Here is an 18,430-nt window from a genome sequence, read left to right as displayed (position 1 = left end):
GCGGTCGCTTTGGACCCGGGTTGGCCATTTAGGGTGTTCCGAACCGTATTGCCAGTCCTGAATCAGTGATAGGCGGTTGCCGGATACCTCCAGTCGGCGCATGCGGGTCTGCACCCCGCTATTTCGGAGATCTGGGTAAAGAGCCGAAAGGCGCCTCTTGGCCTGTTTCAGGTTTGCGCCATGCCGCCCTGCGGACCTTGATCCCGCCCGCCGAAGGTCCAGCTTGTGCTCCTTGTCGGGTCCGGTTAGCCCGACGCATAATCGTTCAGCGATCAAGTCGGCTTGCCAATCGCACGCGTTCGGCTTGCCGTATGTGGAGGGAAACATGTCCGAGAAGATCTACGACGTACCCGCAGAGTGGGCGAAGCGGGCCTGGGTCGATCAGGCCAAGTACAAGGACATGTATGCGCGCTCGATCTCGGACCCGAACGGTTTTTGGGTGGAGCAGGCCAAGCGCATCGACTGGATGAAGGCGCCGACGAAAATCGAGAACGTCTCGTTCGCGCCCGGCAACATATCGATCAAATGGTTCGAGGACGGCGTCCTCAACGTTGCCCAAAATTGCATCGACCGGCATCTGCACAAGCGCGCCAACCAGACCGCGATCATCTGGGAAGGCGACGACCCCTCGCAATCCCGGCACATCACCTACAAGGAGCTGCACGACGAGGTCTGCCGGATGGCCAACATCCTGCGCACCCGCAACGTTGGGAAGGGCGACCGCGTCACCATCTACCTGCCGATGATCCCGGAAGCGGCCTATGCGATGCTGGCCTGCGCGCGAATCGGCGCGATCCACTCCGTGGTGTTCGCCGGCTTCTCGCCCGACAGCCTCGCCCAGCGCATCAATGACTGCCAATCCAAGGTGATCATCACCGCGGACGAAGGCCTGCGCGGCGGCAAGAAGGTGCCGCTGAAGGCCAATGTCGACGCGGCGCTCGCCAAAACCGACGGCGTCGACTGGGTCGTCGTGGTCAAGCGCACCGGCGGCAAGGTCGACATGAACCCGACGCGCGACCTCTGGTACCACGAGGCGGCGGCGATGGTGACGACGGAATGCCCGGTCGAGCACATGCATGCCGAGGATCCTCTGTTCATCCTCTATACCTCGGGCTCGACTGGCCAGCCCAAGGGCGTGCTGCACACCTCGGGCGGCTATCTCGTGTTCGCCTCGATGACGCATCAATACGTCTTCGACTATCACGACGGCGACATCTACTGGTGCACCGCCGACGTCGGCTGGGTCACCGGCCACAGCTACATCCTCTACGGGCCGCTCGCCAACGGCGCGACCACGCTGATGTTCGAAGGCGTGCCGAACTATCCCGACAATTCCAGGTTTTGGAACGTCATCGACAAGCACAAGGTCAACATCTTCTACACCGCGCCGACCGCGATCCGCGCGCTGATGCAGTCCGGCGACGAGCCGGTGAAGAAGACCTCGCGCGCCTCGCTTCGTCTGCTCGGTTCGGTCGGCGAGCCGATCAATCCGGAAGCATGGGAGTGGTATTACCGCGTCGTCGGCGACGACCGCTGCCCGATCGTCGACACCTGGTGGCAGACCGAGACCGGCGGCATCCTGATCACGCCGCTGCCGGGCGCAACAAAACTCAAGCCGGGCTCGGCGACGCAACCGTTCTTCGGCGTTGTGCCGGAAATCGTCGATGCCGACGGCAAGGTGCTCGAGGGCGAGGCCACCGGCAATCTGTGCCTGACGCGATCGTGGCCGGGCCAGATGCGCACAGTCTATGGCGACCATGCCCGCTTCGAGCAGACCTATTTTTCGACCTACAAGGGCAAATACTTCACCGGCGACGGCTGCCGGCGTGACGCCGACGGCTATTACTGGATCACCGGCCGCGTCGACGACGTAATCAACGTCTCCGGCCATCGCATGGGCACCGCGGAAGTCGAGAGTGCGCTGGTCGCGCACGAGAAGGTGTCGGAGGCGGCCGTGGTCGGGTTCCCGCACGACATCAAGGGCCAGGGCATCTACGCCTATGTCACGCTGATGGCCGGCGTCGAGCCGACCGACGATCTGCGCAAGGAGCTCGTGACCTGGGTGCGCAAGGAGATCGGCCCGATCGCCTCGCCCGACCAGATCCAGTTCGCCCCGAGCCTGCCCAAAACCCGCTCCGGCAAGATCATGCGCCGCATCCTGCGGAAGATCGCCGAGGACGAGCCGGGCAGCTTAGGGGACACCTCGACGCTGGCCGATCCCGCCGTGGTCGACGACCTCGTCAGAAACAGGCAGAACCGGAAGCAGGCATAGGCTCAACCCATCGTCATTCCGGGGCGGTCCGCAGGACCGAACCCGGAATCTCGAGATTCCGGGTCACGCTGTCGCGCGCCCGGAATGACGCGGCTCACATCCTCACGCACTCGTCAGGGTGCGCGGCACAGGTTCGCATCTTTCCCGCCGAGTGTTGTTTTCAGGTCATTTACTTTATTTCGAACATTTCCTTTGTTCCCCCCGCTGGCTGGCCTTTGGCGACCGTGCGTGGAAACCATCCGGTTAACAAGCGCGGTTAGGAATGTCTGGGCAAGCCGCAATTGCCGGGTTTGCGTGGTTTGGACGATCCTTTCGGGGCAAGGGGAAAATGATAACGATGAGGATTGCGGTGGCGCTGGCCGCCACCATGGGGTTCGGGGTCTTGATGCTGACGGCGGCCGAGGCGCGGCCGGAAATGGTCGGGACGAACCCGGCCGATTATTCGCCGGGCACGATCGTGGTCAAGACCAGCGAGCGGCGGCTCTACCTCATTCTCGATAACGGCCATGCCGTGCGCTATCCGGTTGGCGTCGGCAAGGCCGGCAAGCAATGGGCCGGCACGACCAAGATCGACGGCAAGTATCTCAATCCGGCCTGGGCACCGCCTGCCGAGGTGAAGCGCGACAAGCCGAGCATTCCCGACGTCATCCCGGGCGGCTCGCCGCGCAATCCGATGGGCGTTGCGGCGATGACGCTGTCCGGCGGCGAATATGCGATCCACGGCACCAACGTGCCGGGCTCGATCGGCGGCTTCGTCTCCTATGGCTGTATCCGCATGCTCAACGACGACATCACCGATCTCTACGGCCGCGTCCCCGTGGGCACGACGGTGGTCGTCACGCACTGATCGAAGAGTTCGGAAGAGGATTGCCAAAGCCGCGTCTTGCGACGCGGCTTTTTGCTACCAGAAGCGCCAGCCCCGCGCGCACCAGCCGTCGCGATGGCCGCCATTGTAACTGCGCACGTAACCGCCCGCGAGCAGCGTCGCCGCAACGTTGGCAGTCCGCCGGGTCGCGACATCAGCGAGAATGCGTCCGTATTTGTCGGGTCCGAGATTGGAAATCGTTACGTCCCCCTGGCCGAGCAGATTGCGCAGCGCATCGGTGGCGGCTTCGGCCTTGTTCAGCTCATCCTGGCAAGATGCCTTCAGTTCCGGCGCATCGATGCCGCGCAGGCGAACCCGCACAACGAGATGGCCGCCGCTGCGCTGATGCACGCGCGCCAGGAACGTGTCGCCGTCGACAGTGCGGATCACCTCGACCGGCTGGCGAGCGCCAGCATCTCCCGCCTGCTGGAGGACGACTTCGGTCGCCTGGCCGTCGGCTCCATGCGGGACGGGCCAGTTCGTGCCGTGCCGGAAGGCAAGCACGACAGCCGTCACGACGCCGACCACGAACATCCAGGGCAACAGTCCGGAGAATCGGCGATGGAACGGAGAGCCGCCGAACTGCGGCCGATAGGCACTGGGGCGATTGGGGAGGCGCATCCAGCCAAGCTAGGGCTGAGTCGGGGAAACCGACAAGTGCGACGCTCCAGATGCGACAATTCCGATCGACACACGAGCCTGCAGGAAAGTTCCACTTTTCATGGATTGTCGACTCGATGGGCGAGGCAAACGAATTCGCGGTGCGGCAGGAGCGGGATCGTGCGCTAACGTCGCACTCGTCGGCGGCGCATTCGTCTTCTCTGTGCTGAACATCGCCCGCCCGATCGTCGCACCGCGAGGTGCTGTTACAGCTCGCGGTGCCAAGAAGACAATCGAGATTCCCTGTTTCGGTCGTGGTGACGAGGTCGGCGTGCGGCCAAAACATTCAAGGAAGCCTGATCCGCATCGAGCAGATGGAATCCGAGCAGAGACTAAGCAAGCCGCGCGGGCAAGTTCATCGAGATCATGTCGCCTGTCGCTCACCGAGCGCGAGCATCGCGATCTGTGATGGCCACGGCGGACACCCCGCTGGACCAGCAAGGGCTCAAAAGTCGGAGGCGATGCCCTTGCTCTCCCAATCGCCATAGCGGGTGGGCTCTGGTCCCTTCGGTCCCTGAAGCTCCTTCGGCCGCGCTTTGGCTTCGGCTGCCGCGGCCTGCCGCCGCGCTTCGGCTTCAGCCAGCGCGCGCTGGGCAGCGGGCGGCAGCGGCTTGCGATCGGGAACGGAAGGCTGGTCACTCATCGTGCGGCTTTTCTAGCGCAGGACGGCCCGCAGCGCGACGTCCAATAACGCATCCCTGAAATGGGGCCCAAGGGCTGAAAAAGCCGGAAGCGATTCTTACATTTGGCATATTCGCGTGCCACAAATGAGCCGGTTAAGGCATGCGCCCATCGCGGCGGAACTGCCGCTCGCTCAGAACCTTGCTTCCGCATGCCATCTCAACGTTTCGCCCCTCCGTCCGAAGTGCCAGGTCTTGCGGCACGGCGGATTGCCGCCGACATCGTCGACGGCGTGCTGCACAAGCACCGCACGCTCGACGACCAACTCGACGGAAGCGGCGCTCATCCCGGACTGAAGTCGCTGGCCGACCGTGACCGCGCGCTGATGCGCCGCCTGGTCGCCACCGTGCTGCGCCGGCTCGGCACGCTTGGCCACGTGCTGTCCCGCCTGCTCGACAAGGGCATTCCCTCCGACGCGCCGCGTGCGCAGAGCGCGCTCCTGATCGGCGCGGCGCAGATCCTCTGGATGGACGTGCCCGACCACGCCGCCGTCGATCTCTCCGTTCGCCTCGTGCAATCCGACCGGCGCGCCGCGCGTTATGCCGGGCTCGTCAATGCCGTGCTGCGCCGCTGCGCGCGCGAAGGCAAGGCCCTGGTCGAGGAGGTTGCCACGCAATCCCTGGACCTGCCGCCATGGCTGCTCGCGCGCTGGAGCGCGCATTATGGCGATGCGACCGCAAGAGACATGGCGCTCGCGCTCGGCCACGAGCCGTCGCTCGATTTGACGGTGAAGTCGGATGCCGCACAATGGGCAAGCCGCCTGCATGGCGAGACGCTGCCGACCGGCACCGTGCGGATGCTGCTGCATGGCGCGGTGACCATGCTGCCGGGCTTTGCCGAGGGACAATGGTGGGTGCAGGACGCCGCGGCCGCGCTACCCGCTCGACTGTTCGGTGACATCAACGGCAAGTCCATCGCCGATCTCTGCGCCGCCCCGGGCGGCAAGACCGCGCAGCTGGCACATGCCGGCGCGCATGTCACGGCCATCGACCGCTCGCCCGCCCGGGTAGCGCGGCTGCGCGAAAACCTGCGGCGATTGTCGCTCCAGGCCGAGACCGTCGTCGCTGACGCCGTGGAATGGGCCGGCCCTGCCGAAGCCTTCGACGGTATTTTGATCGATGCGCCCTGCACCTCGACCGGCACGATCCGCCGTCATCCCGACGTGGCATGGCTCCGGCAGCAATCTGACATCGCCGCCCTGACCGCGCTCCAGCAGCGGCTGCTGCGCAAATCGCTGTCGCTGCTCAAATCCGGGGGGACGTTGGTCTACTGCACCTGTTCGCTGGAACCCGAAGAGGGTGAGCAGGCCATCGCTGCGCTGCTGGCCGCAGAGCCCGCGCTTCGCCGCGCTCCGATCGAGGCGTCCGAGGTCGCAGGTCTCGACGAAATCCTCAGCGCGGAAGGCGATCTGCGCACCCTGCCCAGTCATCTTCCAAACGCCGATCCCAAGCTCGGCGGGCTCGACGGATTCTACGCGGCTCGGCTCGTTAAATCCTGATTTTGCACTGGATTTTGCACCCCCGACGCTAATTCGTACCCTTTCAAGGTGGTGTCAGCCGTGCGATTTTGGGATTAATAAGGATTCGTCGGAATCCTTCTCTCCCCTTCAAGGCAAGGCGTGTCGGTCGCTCAACGCAGACGTATCTCGACGCTGGTGATGAACCGCTTCGCGCGGAACATGCTCGCGCGCGCGAGCGGCGGACCTGTGGCGGTGTCGCGGGTCTGGCCCAGCCGCACCGACCGGCTGATCATTGCCCCGCATGACCTCCGCACCGCGGATGCGACCCGCGCCGCCGAGATCTATGCCGGCCGCTTCGTCTTCGCCGGCAAGATCGTCAATTGCCACGGCCGCTCGATCTTCGATCTCGAACCGCCCTCGGAGGATTGGGAGGTCGCGCTGCTCGGCTTCGGTTGGCTGCGGCACTTACGCGCCGCCGACACCGCGCTGACGCGAGCGAATGCGCGCGCACTGGTCGAGGACTGGATCTCGAACCCCGCCAACAAGCGCCGTCCGGTCGCGCGGCGCCCCGACGTGCTGGCGCGTCGCGTGATCTCGCTGCTGTCACAGGCACCCTTGGTGCTCAACGACACCGACAACAAGTTTTACCGCCGTTACTTGCGCGCCCTCGCGCGCGAGATCCGCCTGCTGCGCTACGCCATGCTCGACATTCCCGACGGCGTGCCGAAGCTCCAGGTGCTGATCGCGCTGTGCTACGCGGCGCTATGCCTCGCCAACCAGGCGCGCCACATTCGCAGCGCCTCGAAAAAGCTCTCTGACGAATTGCAGCGGCAGATCCTGCCCGACGGCGGACACATCTCTCGTAACCCGGGCGCCCTGATCGATCTCCTGATCGACCTGTTGCCGCTTCGACAGACCTTCGCGGCCCGCAACATCGCGCCGCCCCCGGCGCTGCTCAACGCGATCGATCGCATGATGCCGATGCTGCGCTTCTTTCGCCATGGGGACGGCAATTTCGCGCTGTTCAACGGCATGAGTGCGACCCCGTCCGACCTGCTCGCGACGCTGCTCGCCTATGACGATACCCACGGCGCACCGATGGCGAACATGCCGCATACAGGGTTCCAGCGGCTCGACGCCGGCCAAACCACGCTGATCATCGATACCGGACCGCCGCCACCGGCGGGCGTCAGCCACGACGCCCATGCTGGCTGCCTGTCGTTCGAACTGTCCTCCGGCATCAGCCGCATCGTCACCAATTGCGGAATGCCGACCACGGGCCGCGACAATTGGCGGCCGTTCGCACGGGGCACCGCAGCGCATTCGACGCTGGCCTATCACGACACCTCATCCTGCCAGTTCGTCGAGATGTCGGCGATGAAGCGCCTCCTGCACGGTGCGCCCGTCACCAGCGGCCCGGTCGAGGTCGAGAGCTATCGCGAAATAGTCCAGAACGGCACGCTGCTTACAACTTCTCATGACGGCTATCTCGCTAAATTCGGCGCGATTCATCGCCGCGTGCTGATGATCGCCAATGACGGTGCGCGCATCGACGGCGAGGACACGCTGTCGCCGCCGCAAGGCGGACGCTTCAAGGGCGCTGATGCCGATTTCGCGCTGCGCTTCCATCTGCATCCGGCAGTGAAGGCGAGCCGGTTGTCGGATGCGCGCGGCGTCATGCTGGTGTTGCCGAACCGCGACGTCTGGACGTTTGAGGCGCTCGACGACAAGGTCGATCTCGAAGACAGTGTGTTCCTGGCCGGCAATGACGGGCCGCGCCGCACCGCGCAGATCGTGATCCGACAGGATGCGCGGCAGGCTCCCTCGATCCGCTGGAGTTTTGTGCGTTCCACCGCCTCGCCAGCGGTGACCAATGCGCGCCGCAATGCCCGTCGCGAGCCGGAACTTCCCTTGTAAACAGGCGCGATCCGGCGCTATCTAGCCGTTGAGAGCGACGCCGAAAGCTGCTATCGAGCGCTCGTTCGCGCGACTGGCGACCTTGGATGGAGCACCATCGGGAAGCGCGATACATATCCGCCGCGCGCCTGGGCATAGACACTCCCTGAACAGAGGATCTTGCTCATGACTGACCATCTCCGTCGCGTCACCCGCGCCCTGCTCTCCGTTTCCGACAAGACAGGCCTGATCGAGTTCGCAAAGGCGCTTGCCGCGCACGATGTCGAACTGGTCTCGACCGGCGGCACCGCCAAGGCGATCGCCGCAGCCGGCCTCAAGGTGAAGGACGTCTCCGAGCTGACCGGCTTCCCCGAGATGATGGACGGTCGCGTCAAGACGCTGCATCCGAAGGTGCATGGCGGCCTGCTCGCGATCCGCGACAACAAGGACCATGCCGACGCGATGAAGACCCACGGCATCGCCCCGATCGACCTCCTCGTCGTCAACCTCTATCCGTTTGAAGCGACCGTCGACAAAGGCGCCGGTTTCGAGGATTGCATCGAGAACATCGACATCGGCGGCCCCGCCATGATCCGCGCCGCCGCGAAGAACCATGACGACGTCGCCGTCCTGGTCGAGGCAGAGGACTACAAGGCCGTGCTCGACGAGCTCGCCGCCAACAACGGCGCAACCACGCTGAAGCTGCGTCGGCGTCTTGCGGCAAAGGCCTATGCCCGCACCGCCGCCTATGACGCCGCGATCTCGAACTGGTTCAACCGGCAGCTCGAAATCGACGCGCCGGACTTCCGCGCCTTCGGCGGCAGGCTGATCCAGTCGCTGCGCTATGGTGAGAACCCGCACCAGACCGCTGCGTTCTACGCAACCCCCGACAAGCGCCCGGGCGTCTCGACCGCGCGGCAGCTCCAGGGCAAGGAACTCTCCTACAATAATATCAACGACACCGATGCGGCCTATGAATGCATCGGCGAGTTCGATGCCAAACGTACCGCGGCCTGCGTCATCGTCAAGCACGCCAATCCCTGCGGCGTCGCGGAGGGCTTGAACCTCGTCGACGCCTATCGCAAGGCGCTCGCGTGCGATTCCACCTCCGCCTTCGGCGGCATCATCGCGATGAACCGTCCGCTCGACGCCGACACCGCGCGCGAGATCACGAAGATCTTCACTGAGGTGATCATCGCGCCCGATGCCAGCGAGGAGGCGATCTCCATCATCGGCGCACGCAAGAATCTGCGCCTGCTGCTGGCCGGCAGCCTACCCGATCCACGCGCGCCGGGCCTGACCGCCAAGACGGTGGCGGGCGGCCTGCTGGTGCAGAGCCGAGACAATGCCGTGGTCGACGACATGACGTTCAACGTCGTGACCAAGCGTGCGCCTGATGATGCCGAGATGCGCGATCTGAAATTCGCATTCCGTGTGGCAAAACACGTGAAATCCAACACCATCATCTATGCCAAGGACCTCGCCACCGTCGGCATCGGCGCGGGCCAGATGAGCCGGGTGGATTCAGCGCGGATCGCAGCGCGCAAGGCCCAGGACGCGGCGAGTGAGCTGAAGCTTGCCGAGCCGCTCACCAAGGGCTCGGTGGTGGCGTCGGATGCGTTCTTCCCGTTTGCTGACGGCATGCTCGCCTGCATCGAAGCCGGCGCCACCGCCGTGGTGCAACCCGGCGGCTCGATGCGCGACGACGAGGTGATCAAGGCCGCCGACGAGCACGGCATCGCGATGGTCTTCACGGGGACGCGGCACTTCAGGCATTGATTGATTGGCGGTAACCACGTCGTCATTGCGAGCGAAGCGAAGCAATCCAGTCTGCGCGGAGAGAGTCTGGGTTGCTTCGTCGCTTCGCTCCTCGCAATGACGGCGGAGATGGAATTGCGTGGTGCGGCTAATCCCGCACCCGCATCAACAGCCCCAATCCCGCGACGAAGAACACCACCAGCACGGCCATGCCGGCTTTCTGGCTCGCCGTCGCAGCGGTGATCATGCCGATCAACAGCGGACCGATGAAAGACGTCACCTTCCCGGTCAATGCGAACAGGCCGAAATACTGTGCGATGCGGTCCTTCGGCGCCAGACGGATCAGCAGCGTGCGCGAAGCGGCTTGCAACGGGCCGCCGGCGGCGCCGATCAGGCACCCCAGCACCAGATAGGCACGCTCCGCCGCGCTCGAGAACAGGGCCGCACCCGGCTGCGGCGGCGCGACCTTGACGAACAACACACTGTCCTTGTCGACCAGCAGGATCGCCGCCACCGACAGCAGGAGAATCAGCAGGCTGCCGGCGATCACGCGCTTCGGCCCGAGACGATCGTCGAGCTTGCCGCCAAGCCACGCACCGAGGGCACCCGCGATCGCGAGCATGATGCCGAACGTGCCGATCTGGATCGTGTGCCAGCCGAAGGTGCCGGCGGCATAAATGCCGCCGAAGGCGAACAGCGACACCAGACCGTCGGTGTAGATCATGTTGGCGAGCAGGAACGCCGCGAGCGACTTCTGCTTCGGCAGACCTTTGATCGATTGCTTCAGCTCAGACAGTCCTTCGCGCAGTGCCTCGCGCACCGGGCGCTTTGCCGGATAATCCGGCGTGAACAGGAACATCGGCATCACGAAGATGATGAACCACAGCCCGGTCAACGGCCCGGCAGCACGGTCGCCCTGATGCGTGATGGGGTCGAGCCCGAATAGCGGCATCAAGCCGAGCAGCGTGCGGCCGGTCTCGGGATTGGCGGCGAGCAGGCCGAGCACGATGATCAGGCTGACAATGCCGCCAATGTATCCTGTCGCCCAGCCGGTGCCGGACAGCCGCCCGATCCGCTCCGGCGGCACCAGAGTCGGCATCATCGCGTTGTTGAAGAGGGTAGCGAATTCCGCGCCGACGCTGGCGAGCGCGACGGCGGTGAGCAGCGGCGGAATGATGGCGTCATCGCCGGGCTTGCCGATCCACAGCGTGCAGGACGCCAACACCAGCACCGCGCCGAAACCTGCGATCCATGGTTTCCTGCGGCCCGAAGCATCCGCGATGGCTCCGAGCACCGGCGACAGCAATGCGATCGCAAGGCCCGCGGCCGCCATCGCAAAGCCCCACAGCGATTGACCGATGGCGGGATTTGGCGCGATGCCGGTCGCGAAATAGGGCGCGAACACGAAGGTCGTAATCAGTGTGAAATAAGGCTGCGCGGCCCAATCGAAGAAGATCCAGCTGACGACGGCGGCGCGCCGCGGATAGGTCCGCGGCACGCCGGCCATGCGCACATCCTGGGCGATCGTTGTCATCACGCAGTCCCCATCACGAACAGTTTTGCCTGTCTCGGGGCAAACCGTATAGCATTGCCGTGACGCGTGTGAACTGGCCGGAAGGCGCGACGGGAATTTTGATGATGTTGTCATATTCGACACGGCGGACATTTTTCGCCGTCATAGCCACGCTGGCGTTCGGTCTTGTCGCTGTGACGGCCCAGGACGCGCGGCGGGGCTATGTCCCGCCCGCGCGCGATATGGTGCGCGCCGTTGCTGCCGAACACGGCATGGTGGTGGCGCAGGAGAAGATATCTGCGCAGGTCGGCGCCGACATCCTGCGCCGTGGCGGCAATGCCGTCGATGCCGCGGTCGCCACCGGCTTTGCGATGGCCGTGACCTATCCGCGCGCAGGAAATATCGGCGGCGGCGGCTTCATGGTGATCCATTCCGCCGATCGCAACGAAGACATCACTATCGACTATCGCGAGACCGCGCCAGCTGCGACCACGCCGCAAGTTTTCCTGGGGCCCGATGGCAAGCCTGACCCGACGAGGTCACGGGATTCCGCGCTTGGCGTCGGCGTGCCCGGCACCGTTGCAGGTCTCGCGCTCGCATTGGAGAAATATGGCTCCGGTCAGTTCACGCTGGCGCAATTGCTCGAGCCGGCGATCGCGCTCGCTCGCGATGGCTTTGCCGTCAGCGACGACATGGCCGATACGCTGCCGGCCTGGCACCGGCGGCTGGCGCGCTGGCCTTCCTCGGCCAAGATCTTCTCGCGCCCCGACGGCACGCCACTTGGCGAAGGCGACAGGCTGGCGCAGGGCGATCTCGCCGAAACGCTATCGGCCGTGGCCGCACAGGGGCCACGCGGCTTCTATGAGGGGCCAGTTGCCGAGAAACTCGCCAAGGCCGTGGCTGACGCCGGCGGCATCATGACGCCTGCCGATCTGAAGTCCTATCAGGCGGTGATCCGCGCGCCGGTGCGCGGCACCTATCGCGGCTACGACATCGTATCGATGCCGCTGCCCTCGTCCGGCGGCGTGGTGCTGGTGGAAACGCTCAACATTCTCGAAGGCTTCCAGCTCGCCGATCTGAAGCAGGGATCGCCGGCATCGCTGCATCTCCTGATCGAAGCTATGAAGCGCGCCTATGCGGACCGCGCGCGCTATCTCGGCGATCCCGCCTTCGTCAACGCACCGATCGAGACGCTGACCGCGAAGGACTACGCTGCCAAGCTGCGCGCGGGCATCTCCGCCGAGCGCGCCACGCCTTCGAAAGAGCTCGTTTCTGCTGCTATCTCGCCGCGCGAGGGCAGCAACACCACGCATTTCTCCGTCGTCGACGGCCGCGGCAATGCCGTCAGCAACACCTACACATTGAACTTCAGCTATGGCGTCGGCCTCGTTGCCGACGGCAGCGGCGTGCTGCTCAATAACGAGCTCGACGACTTCACCGCGGCGGTCGGCGCCTCGAATGCCTACGGCCTCGTCGGCTTCGAGGCCAATCTGCCAGGGCCTGGAAAACGCCCGCTGTCGTCGATGTCACCGACCATCGTGCTCAAAGACGGCAAGCCGGTGCTGGTGACGGGCTCGCCTGGTGGCAGCCGCATCATCTCGACCGTGCTCCAGGTGATCGTGAACGTCCTCGACTACAAGATGGATGTGGCTGCCGCCGTCTCCGTACCGCGGCTGCATCACCAATGGCTGCCGGACGAGGTGCGCGTCGAGAGCGGCTTTCCTGCCGATGTTCTGCTGGAGCTGAAGGCGATAGGCCACTTCGTCGTGGAGCCGATGGGACAGACATCGGCCAATTCGATTCTGGTGACGCCGAATGGGCCGCTCGGCGCGCCCGATCCGCGCACGCGTGGGGCGGAAGCTGCGGGACAGTAACCCTGTCACTGCGCCGAGATGATTTAGCGCCCGACCTGATAAGGCCCGCCCTTTTCGAGCGCGCGGTTATACGCCGGCCGCGCGTGGATGCGCTCCAGGAACGCCATCGCCTTGGGATGGCCCTGCTCCAGCCCGCCGCGCGCTTGCGCTGCTTCCAGCGGAAAGCTCATCTGGATGTCGGCTGCGGTGAACTCGTTGCCGGCGAACCACTCGCTCTTGCCGAGCTCGCTTTCCCAAAAGTCCATGTGCTGCTTGAGCTGCGGATTGACCAGCGCGGTGAGCGCCTGATTCGAAACCTTGCGCACCAAGGGGCGCAGCAACGCCGGCGCGCGCTTCGGCATCAGCGTGAACAGCAGCTTGAGCAGCAGCGGCTGCATCGCCGACCCTTCCGCATAATGCAGCCAATAGGTGAAGCGCAGCCGTTCCGGCGTGTTCGGCGGCGGGATCAGTTGGCCGTTGCCATAGGTAGCGATGAGATACTCGATGATCGCGCCCGACTCGGCGATGGTGTTGCCGTTGTCTGTAATGACCGGCGATTTGCCAAGCGGATGGATGGCGCGCAGCTCCTTCGGCGCGCGCATGTCCGGCTGGCGCTGATAGCGCACGATCTCGTAGGGCACGCCCAATTCCTCGAGCAGCCACAGCACGCGCTGCGAGCGGGAATTGTTGAGGTGGTGAACGGTCAGCATCGCGTGGTCCCCAGCTTGGCTTGGTCGTCGCGCCGTTGGTGCCAGCCCGGGAACACAATGTCGAGCCATCGGTGCGCCTATTTTCACCCGGGTATATTGACGCCTTAAATTTACCCGGGTATTAAATCGCCAACACAGTCAATCTGGCAATGATTCCAATGCAAGCCACCTTCACAGCCTTCATGGGCCAGCGCCGGCTGGCCTCGGGAGCGGCCGGCGATGTCGCCCTCGCAGTCAAGCGGGCCGGATCGAATCCGGACCAGCCGATCATCATTTTCGACGATGGGACTGGCCGGTCGATCGATTTCGACCTGCGCGGCGAGGATCACGAGGTGCTGGCGCGGCTGGCCGAGATCATGCCGCCGCCGACCGAAATCACCGAACCACTGAGCGAGCCGCGCGGCCGCGGCCGGCCGAAGCTTGGTGTGGTCGCGCGCGAGGTGACGTTACTGCCGCGCCACTGGGAGTGGCTCAACGCGCAACCCGGCGGCGCCTCGGTCGCGCTGCGCAAGCTCGTCGACGAGGCCAGACGCGCCAGCGGCGACAAGGACCGCGAGCGGCAGGCGCGCGATGCGGCCTATCACTTCATGTCGACCATGGCGGGCAATCTGCCGCAGTTCGAGGAAGCCTCGCGCGCGCTGTTCGCGGATGAACGACGGCGCTTCACCGGGCTGATCGCCGACTGGCCGACTGACATCCGCGACCACATCGTCAAGCTCGCCTACAGCGACCGGGCTTAAACCGCGCAGCATTCACCCTATCAACGGCCGAGCCGCGCATCGCGCGGCAACGGCTTCGCACGCCTCGATGAAAGGCAAATTCATGTCCGCATCCGCGCCTCTCTGGACGACGTTTCTTCGCTTCCTCGCACCTCTGATGGCAAGCAACGCGCTGCAATCGCTGTTTGGCACCGTCAGCAACGTCTATCTCGGCCAGATGATCGGCATCGACGCGCTCGCCGCAGTCTCGGCATTCTTCCCGGTGATGTTCTTCCTGTTCGCCTTCGTCATCGGCCTGAGCACCGGCGCCACCGTCTTGATCGGCCAAGCCTTTGGCGCGGGGGAGCACGGCAGGATCAAGCTCGTCGTCGGCACGACGCTCGCGATCGGCCTCTCGCTCTCGGCAACGGTTGCACTCGCTGGCGGGATCTTCAGCCGGCCACTGATGGTCATGCTCGCAACGCCCGCTGACATCCTCGACCAGGCCAGCGCCTATGCCCGCATCATGCTGCTGACGATGCCGCTCGGCTTCATCTTCCTACTGATGACAGCGATGATCCGCGGCGTCGGTGATACGTTGACGCCGCTCCTCGCGCTGGCGCTATCGACCGCGATCGGCCTCGCCCTGACGCCGCTGCTGATCCGCGGCGCGTTCGGCTTGCCGGCAGCGGGCATCACCAGTCCGGCATGGGCAGCCGCAATTGCCAACGCGCTGACGCTGATCGTGCTCGCCGTCCATCTGCTCCGGAGAAAGCATGCACTGGCACCGGACGCTGCACTGCTGCGTCATCTGCGGCTCAACGGCGCCGTGCTCGGAAAAATCCTCGGCATCGGACTGCCGAGCGCAATTGGCATGGTGGTGATGGCGATTGCCGAGCTGGTGCTGCTTGGGCTCGTCAACGGCTTCGGCTCAAACGCCACGGCCGCGTACGGCGCCGTCAATCAGGTGATGGGTTACACGCAGTTCACGGCAATGTCGATTTCGATCGCGGTCTCGATCCTCGGTGCGCAAGCGATCGGCGGCGGCGACAGGGTGCGGCTCGAGGGCATCGTGCGCACCGGCCTCGCGTTCAATGTCGTTCTGACCGGCGGGCTGGTGGCGCTGATCTATCTGGTACCGCGCGCCGTGCTCGGCATCTTCATCACCGACGGCGCCGTGCTCGATCTGGCGAAGACTCTCCTCTACATCGCCCTGTGGAGCTCGGTTCCGTTTGGCCTCGCCACGGTGTTTTCGGGCGCCCTGCGCGCCGCCGGCATCGCCTTGACGCCGATGCTGCTCTCGATCTTCGCGATCGTCGCGATCGAGCTGCCGGCTGCAATGATCCTAAGCCGCACGATCGGCCTCGAGGGCGTATGGGCCGCCTATCCGATCGTGTTCTGCGCCATGTTCGTTTTGCAGATGGGCTGTTACCTCCTGGTGTGGCGCAAGCAGACGATCCGGCGTCTGCTCTGACGGGACATCAAGGCATTATGACCGTCATTAAACGATGGACCTGTCGCGCGGCCTGCGCCACAATGGATGAAAAGCGCCGCCAGGGAGATCGAATTGACCCGCACAGCCCCGCAATTCCTGTTCGATTTCGGCAGCCCGAACGCCTATCTCAGCCATCTGGCGATCCCGGCAATCGAGCAACGCATCGGCGTCAAGTTCGAATATGTGCCGATCCTGCTCGGCGGCATCTTCAAGGCGACCAACAACAAGTCGCCGGCCGAGACGCTCGCCGGCATCAAGAACAAGCGCGAGTTTCAGGCGGTCGAGACCGAGCGCTTCATCAAGCGCTTCAAAGTCCAGCCCTACATCATGAATCCGTTCTTCCCCGTCAACACGTTGAATTTGATGCGCGCGGCGATCGCAGCGCAGCTCGAGGGCGTGTTCGAGACCTATGTCGAAGCCGCCTTCCACCACATGTGGCGCGAGCCGAAGAAGATGGACGACCCTGAGGTCGCGACGAAGGCGCTGGCGTCATCCGGCCTCGATGCGCAAAAGTTATTCGCCCGCGCGCAGGAACCCGAGGTGAAAGGCAGACTGATCAAGAATACCGAGGAAGCGGTGGCGCGCGGCGCGTTCGGCTCGCCGACCTTCTTCGTCGGCAATGAGATGTTCTTCGGTAAGGAGCAGCTGCGTGAGGTCGAGGAGATGGTGCTGGGGACGTAGTACCTTCATTCTCCAGCGACAGAATGTGATCGCGGCAACATTCTGGATTGCTTCGCTTCGCTCGCAATGACGATTATAAGTAGCCACCAAGAGCAACAATGGAGTATCCCATGCGTATCCTCGTGGTCGGCGCCGGCGCCATCGGCGGCTATTTTGGTGGCAGGCTGTTGCAGGCCGGCCGCGACGTCACCTTCCTGGTGCGGCCGCGCCGCGCCGGCGAGCTCGCGAGCGCCGGCCTCGTCATCAAGAGTCCGAATGGCGATGTGACGCTGAAGGCCCCGCCGACAGTGCAAGCGGACAAGCTCGCGGAAAAATTCGACGTCGTGCTGCTGAGCTGCAAGGCGTTCGACCTCGACGACGCCATCAAGTCGTTCGCGGCCGCCGTCGGGTCGAACACCGCGATCATCCCCATGCTCAACGGCATGAAGCATCTCGACGTCCTCGACGACAAGTTCGGTAAGGAGCGCGTGCTCGGCGGCCTCTGCGCCATCGCCGCGACCCTCAACGAGCAGCGGGAGGTGGTGCAGCTCCAGCCGATGCAATCGATCAATTACGGCGAGCGCGACGGCAAGCTGTCGGACCGCGTCAAGGCGATCGACGAGGCCTTCAGGAGCGGTATCAATGGCGCCACCGCCAGCCAGAACATCCTGCAGGACATGTGGGAGAAGTGGGTGTTCCTCTCCACGCTCGCAGCGTCCACCAGCCTGATGCGCAGCTCCGTCGGCAATATTCTCGCTGCCCCCGGCGGCAGGGATTTTCTGCTTGGCATGCTGGACGAGACCAGCGCGATTGCCGCTGCGTCGGGCTATCCGCCGGCCGGACCGTTCTTCGAGCGCGTGAAGGGCAATCTGACCACCGAGGACTCGCCGATGACGGCATCCATGTTCCGCGACATCAAGGCCGGCCTGCCGGTCGAAGCCGATCACGTTATCGGCGATCTCATCGCACGCGGAGATGCGGCGAAGGTTCCCGTGCCGAAGCTGCGCATCGCATATACGCATCTGAAGGCGTATGAGAAGCAGAGGGCGAGGTAGCGGCCGCCCCGGCGAAGGCCGAGACCCATACTGCGTGACCTATCGGAAGCGACGCTATCAGTACCGCGCGATGCTCGAAAAACGACCTGTCTTCGCCAAACCACATCCTGTGGTTATCGGTCCCGTCGTCGGGACGACGGTGGAGTTTGGGGCAACAGCCTTGCGCTACTGCAAATGCGCCAGGTAGTGCGCGACTGCTGTAATCTCTTCCTCGCTCATGTGATAGGCGACATCGGCCATCGCGGCGACGCCGCCGCCGACGCGCTGCCCGGACTTGTAGTCGTGCAGCGCCTTCACGAGATATTCCTCGCGTTGGCCCGCGAGCCGCGCCACGGCCTTGGTGCCGGCATAGGTGTCCGTATGGCATGAGGCGCAGCGGCGGCCGGCTGCGACCTGGGCGCCTTTCTTCGACAAGTCCGGGTCCTCGTCTTCCGGTGCCTTCGGCGGCGCCAGCTGCGAAAAATAGGCGCCGAAATTGCGAATGTCTTCGTTGGTGATCTCTTCGACGATCGGCTGCATCTGATCGTTCTTGCGCGAGCCGGCGCGGAAGAACACCAGCTGCCATTGCAGGAATTGATCGGGTTGGCCGGCGAGCGAGGGGACGTTCTCGGTCTGCGAAATGCCGTTCTCGCCGTGGCAGCCGGCGCAGGCAGCCGTCTTCTCCTTGATCGCGGCATTATCGGCGGCCTGGGCCGAGACGAATGCAAGCACTGCGAGCGAAAGCGCGCCGATGACATACGGAAAAAACTGGCGGCGCATGATTAGCACTTCCGATCTGTCGAGTTCGTCATTGGGGGGCGGGGCGCGCCGCTTGGCGGGAGCCGGAATCCATAGCCCCCGTTCGTGGATATGGTT

At 64.5% G+C, this 18,430-nt stretch carries 15 protein-coding genes and 1 riboswitch; of the genes, 10 read left to right on the top strand and 5 right to left on the bottom strand.

The annotated features are described in order from the left end of the window. Positions 1-325 precede the first annotated feature (325 nt). Positions 326-2,272: an acetate--CoA ligase gene (gene acs, locus IVA92_RS01780; RefSeq protein ID WP_247279994.1), complete on the top strand. Its 1,947-nt coding sequence runs from the start codon at positions 326-328 to the stop codon at positions 2,270-2,272. A 331-nt stretch (positions 2,273-2,603) separates the two neighbouring features. Then, positions 2,604-3,119, top strand: coding sequence for a L,D-transpeptidase (locus tag IVA92_RS01775; protein ID WP_247280040.1), 516 nt, complete (start codon positions 2,604-2,606; stop codon positions 3,117-3,119). Positions 3,120-3,173: 54 nt separating this feature from the next. Here IVA92_RS01775 and IVA92_RS01770 read toward each other — a convergent pair whose 3' ends face one another. Both IVA92_RS01770 and IVA92_RS01765 read right to left on the bottom strand, forming a co-directional pair. Further along, complete coding sequence (locus tag IVA92_RS01770; RefSeq protein ID WP_247279993.1) at positions 3,174-3,758, bottom strand: thermonuclease family protein; 585 nt, start codon at positions 3,756-3,758, stop codon at positions 3,174-3,176. A 484-nt stretch (positions 3,759-4,242) separates the two neighbouring features. Next, on the bottom strand, positions 4,243-4,440 hold the full coding sequence (locus tag IVA92_RS01765) for a DUF1674 domain-containing protein (RefSeq protein ID WP_247279992.1): 198 nt from the start codon (positions 4,438-4,440) through the stop codon (positions 4,243-4,245). 189 nt (positions 4,441-4,629) lie between these two features. On the opposite strand from IVA92_RS01765, the gene IVA92_RS01760 reads away from it, so the two are divergent. The 3 genes from IVA92_RS01760 to purH all read left to right on the top strand — a co-directional run bounded on the left by IVA92_RS01760 (position 4,630) and on the right by purH (position 9,612). Next, positions 4,630-5,976 carry a transcription antitermination factor NusB gene (locus IVA92_RS01760; RefSeq protein ID WP_247279991.1) on the top strand — a complete coding sequence of 449 codons (1,347 nt, stop codon included), beginning with the start codon at positions 4,630-4,632 and terminating at the stop codon, positions 5,974-5,976. Positions 5,977-6,135: 159 nt separating this feature from the next. Further along, positions 6,136-7,854, top strand: a complete 1,719-nt coding sequence (locus IVA92_RS01755; RefSeq protein ID WP_247280039.1) for a heparinase II/III family protein — start codon at positions 6,136-6,138, stop codon at positions 7,852-7,854. Positions 7,855-7,913: 59 nt separating this feature from the next. Then, positions 7,914-7,995, top strand: a riboswitch (ZMP/ZTP riboswitch). Between the two features lie 24 nt (positions 7,996-8,019). Further along, positions 8,020-9,612, top strand: coding sequence for a bifunctional phosphoribosylaminoimidazolecarboxamide formyltransferase/IMP cyclohydrolase (purH, locus tag IVA92_RS01750; RefSeq protein WP_247279990.1), 1,593 nt, complete (start codon positions 8,020-8,022; stop codon positions 9,610-9,612). A gap of 127 nt (positions 9,613-9,739) precedes the next feature. Here purH and IVA92_RS01745 read toward each other — a convergent pair whose 3' ends face one another. Continuing rightward, entirely contained in the window at positions 9,740-11,125 is a 1,386-nt protein-coding gene (locus IVA92_RS01745; protein WP_247279989.1) for an MFS transporter, read from the bottom strand. 101 nt (positions 11,126-11,226) lie between these two features. Here IVA92_RS01745 and ggt point away from each other — a divergent pair, with 101 nt between their 5' ends. Beyond that, positions 11,227-12,978: a gamma-glutamyltransferase gene (gene ggt / locus IVA92_RS01740; protein ID WP_247279988.1), complete on the top strand. Its 1,752-nt coding sequence runs from the start codon at positions 11,227-11,229 to the stop codon at positions 12,976-12,978. A gap of 23 nt (positions 12,979-13,001) precedes the next feature. On the opposite strand, the gene IVA92_RS01735 is transcribed toward ggt, so the two are convergent. Then, positions 13,002-13,667, bottom strand: a complete 666-nt coding sequence (locus tag IVA92_RS01735; RefSeq protein WP_247279987.1) for a glutathione S-transferase — start codon at positions 13,665-13,667, stop codon at positions 13,002-13,004. A 158-nt stretch (positions 13,668-13,825) separates the two neighbouring features. Between IVA92_RS01735 and IVA92_RS01730 the strand changes: the two genes are divergently transcribed. The 4 genes from IVA92_RS01730 to panE all read left to right on the top strand — a co-directional run bounded on the left by IVA92_RS01730 (position 13,826) and on the right by panE (position 17,575). Beyond that, on the top strand, positions 13,826-14,407 hold the full coding sequence (locus IVA92_RS01730) for a DUF2239 family protein (protein WP_247279986.1): 582 nt from the start codon (positions 13,826-13,828) through the stop codon (positions 14,405-14,407). An 82-nt stretch (positions 14,408-14,489) separates the two neighbouring features. Beyond that, entirely contained in the window at positions 14,490-15,839 is a 1,350-nt protein-coding gene (locus IVA92_RS01725; RefSeq protein ID WP_247279985.1) for an MATE family efflux transporter, read from the top strand. Positions 15,840-15,932: 93 nt separating this feature from the next. Next, complete coding sequence (locus tag IVA92_RS01720) at positions 15,933-16,541, top strand: 2-hydroxychromene-2-carboxylate isomerase (RefSeq protein WP_247279984.1); 609 nt, start codon at positions 15,933-15,935, stop codon at positions 16,539-16,541. Between the two features lie 110 nt (positions 16,542-16,651). Further along, the gene (gene panE, locus IVA92_RS01715; protein WP_247279983.1) at positions 16,652-17,575 is read left to right on the top strand and encodes a 2-dehydropantoate 2-reductase; all 924 of its coding nucleotides are present in this window, start codon (positions 16,652-16,654) and stop codon (positions 17,573-17,575) included. A 165-nt stretch (positions 17,576-17,740) separates the two neighbouring features. On the opposite strand, the gene IVA92_RS01710 is transcribed toward panE, so the two are convergent. After that, a complete protein-coding gene (locus IVA92_RS01710; protein ID WP_247279982.1) occupies positions 17,741-18,334 on the bottom strand; it encodes a c-type cytochrome in 594 nt (197 codons plus the stop codon). Positions 18,335-18,430: the final 96 nt, after the last annotated feature.

Origin of the sequence: Bradyrhizobium sp. 154 (assembly GCF_023073875.1) — a bacterium.
Classification (GTDB): Bacteria; Pseudomonadota; Alphaproteobacteria; order Rhizobiales; family Xanthobacteraceae; genus Bradyrhizobium.
The sequence above is the reverse complement of the archived record's forward strand: the minus strand, read 5'-3'. Positions and strand labels throughout refer to the sequence as shown.

What these genes read in the sequence shown, in the direction of transcription:
- acs (WP_247279994.1), top strand. Translation starts at nt 326, where the DNA reads ATGTCCGAGAAGATCTACGACGTACCCGCAGAGTGGGCGAAGCGGGCC.
- IVA92_RS01770 (WP_247279993.1), bottom strand. Translation starts at nt 3,758, where the DNA reads ATGCGCCTCCCCAATCGCCCCAGTGCCTATCGGCCGCAGTTCGGCGGC.
- IVA92_RS01765 (WP_247279992.1), bottom strand. Translation starts at nt 4,440, where the DNA reads ATGAGTGACCAGCCTTCCGTTCCCGATCGCAAGCCGCTGCCGCCCGCT.
- IVA92_RS01760 (WP_247279991.1), top strand. Translation starts at nt 4,630, where the DNA reads ATGCCATCTCAACGTTTCGCCCCTCCGTCCGAAGTGCCAGGTCTTGCG.
- IVA92_RS01755 (WP_247280039.1), top strand. Translation starts at nt 6,136, where the DNA reads ATGAACCGCTTCGCGCGGAACATGCTCGCGCGCGCGAGCGGCGGACCT.
- purH (WP_247279990.1), top strand. Translation starts at nt 8,020, where the DNA reads ATGACTGACCATCTCCGTCGCGTCACCCGCGCCCTGCTCTCCGTTTCC.
- IVA92_RS01745 (WP_247279989.1), bottom strand. Translation starts at nt 11,125, where the DNA reads ATGACAACGATCGCCCAGGATGTGCGCATGGCCGGCGTGCCGCGGACC.
- ggt (WP_247279988.1), top strand. Translation starts at nt 11,227, where the DNA reads ATGATGTTGTCATATTCGACACGGCGGACATTTTTCGCCGTCATAGCC.
- IVA92_RS01735 (WP_247279987.1), bottom strand. Translation starts at nt 13,667, where the DNA reads ATGCTGACCGTTCACCACCTCAACAATTCCCGCTCGCAGCGCGTGCTG.
- IVA92_RS01730 (WP_247279986.1), top strand. Translation starts at nt 13,826, where the DNA reads ATGCAAGCCACCTTCACAGCCTTCATGGGCCAGCGCCGGCTGGCCTCG.
- IVA92_RS01725 (WP_247279985.1), top strand. Translation starts at nt 14,490, where the DNA reads ATGTCCGCATCCGCGCCTCTCTGGACGACGTTTCTTCGCTTCCTCGCA.
- panE (WP_247279983.1), top strand. Translation starts at nt 16,652, where the DNA reads ATGCGTATCCTCGTGGTCGGCGCCGGCGCCATCGGCGGCTATTTTGGT.
- IVA92_RS01710 (WP_247279982.1), bottom strand. Translation starts at nt 18,334, where the DNA reads ATGCGCCGCCAGTTTTTTCCGTATGTCATCGGCGCGCTTTCGCTCGCA.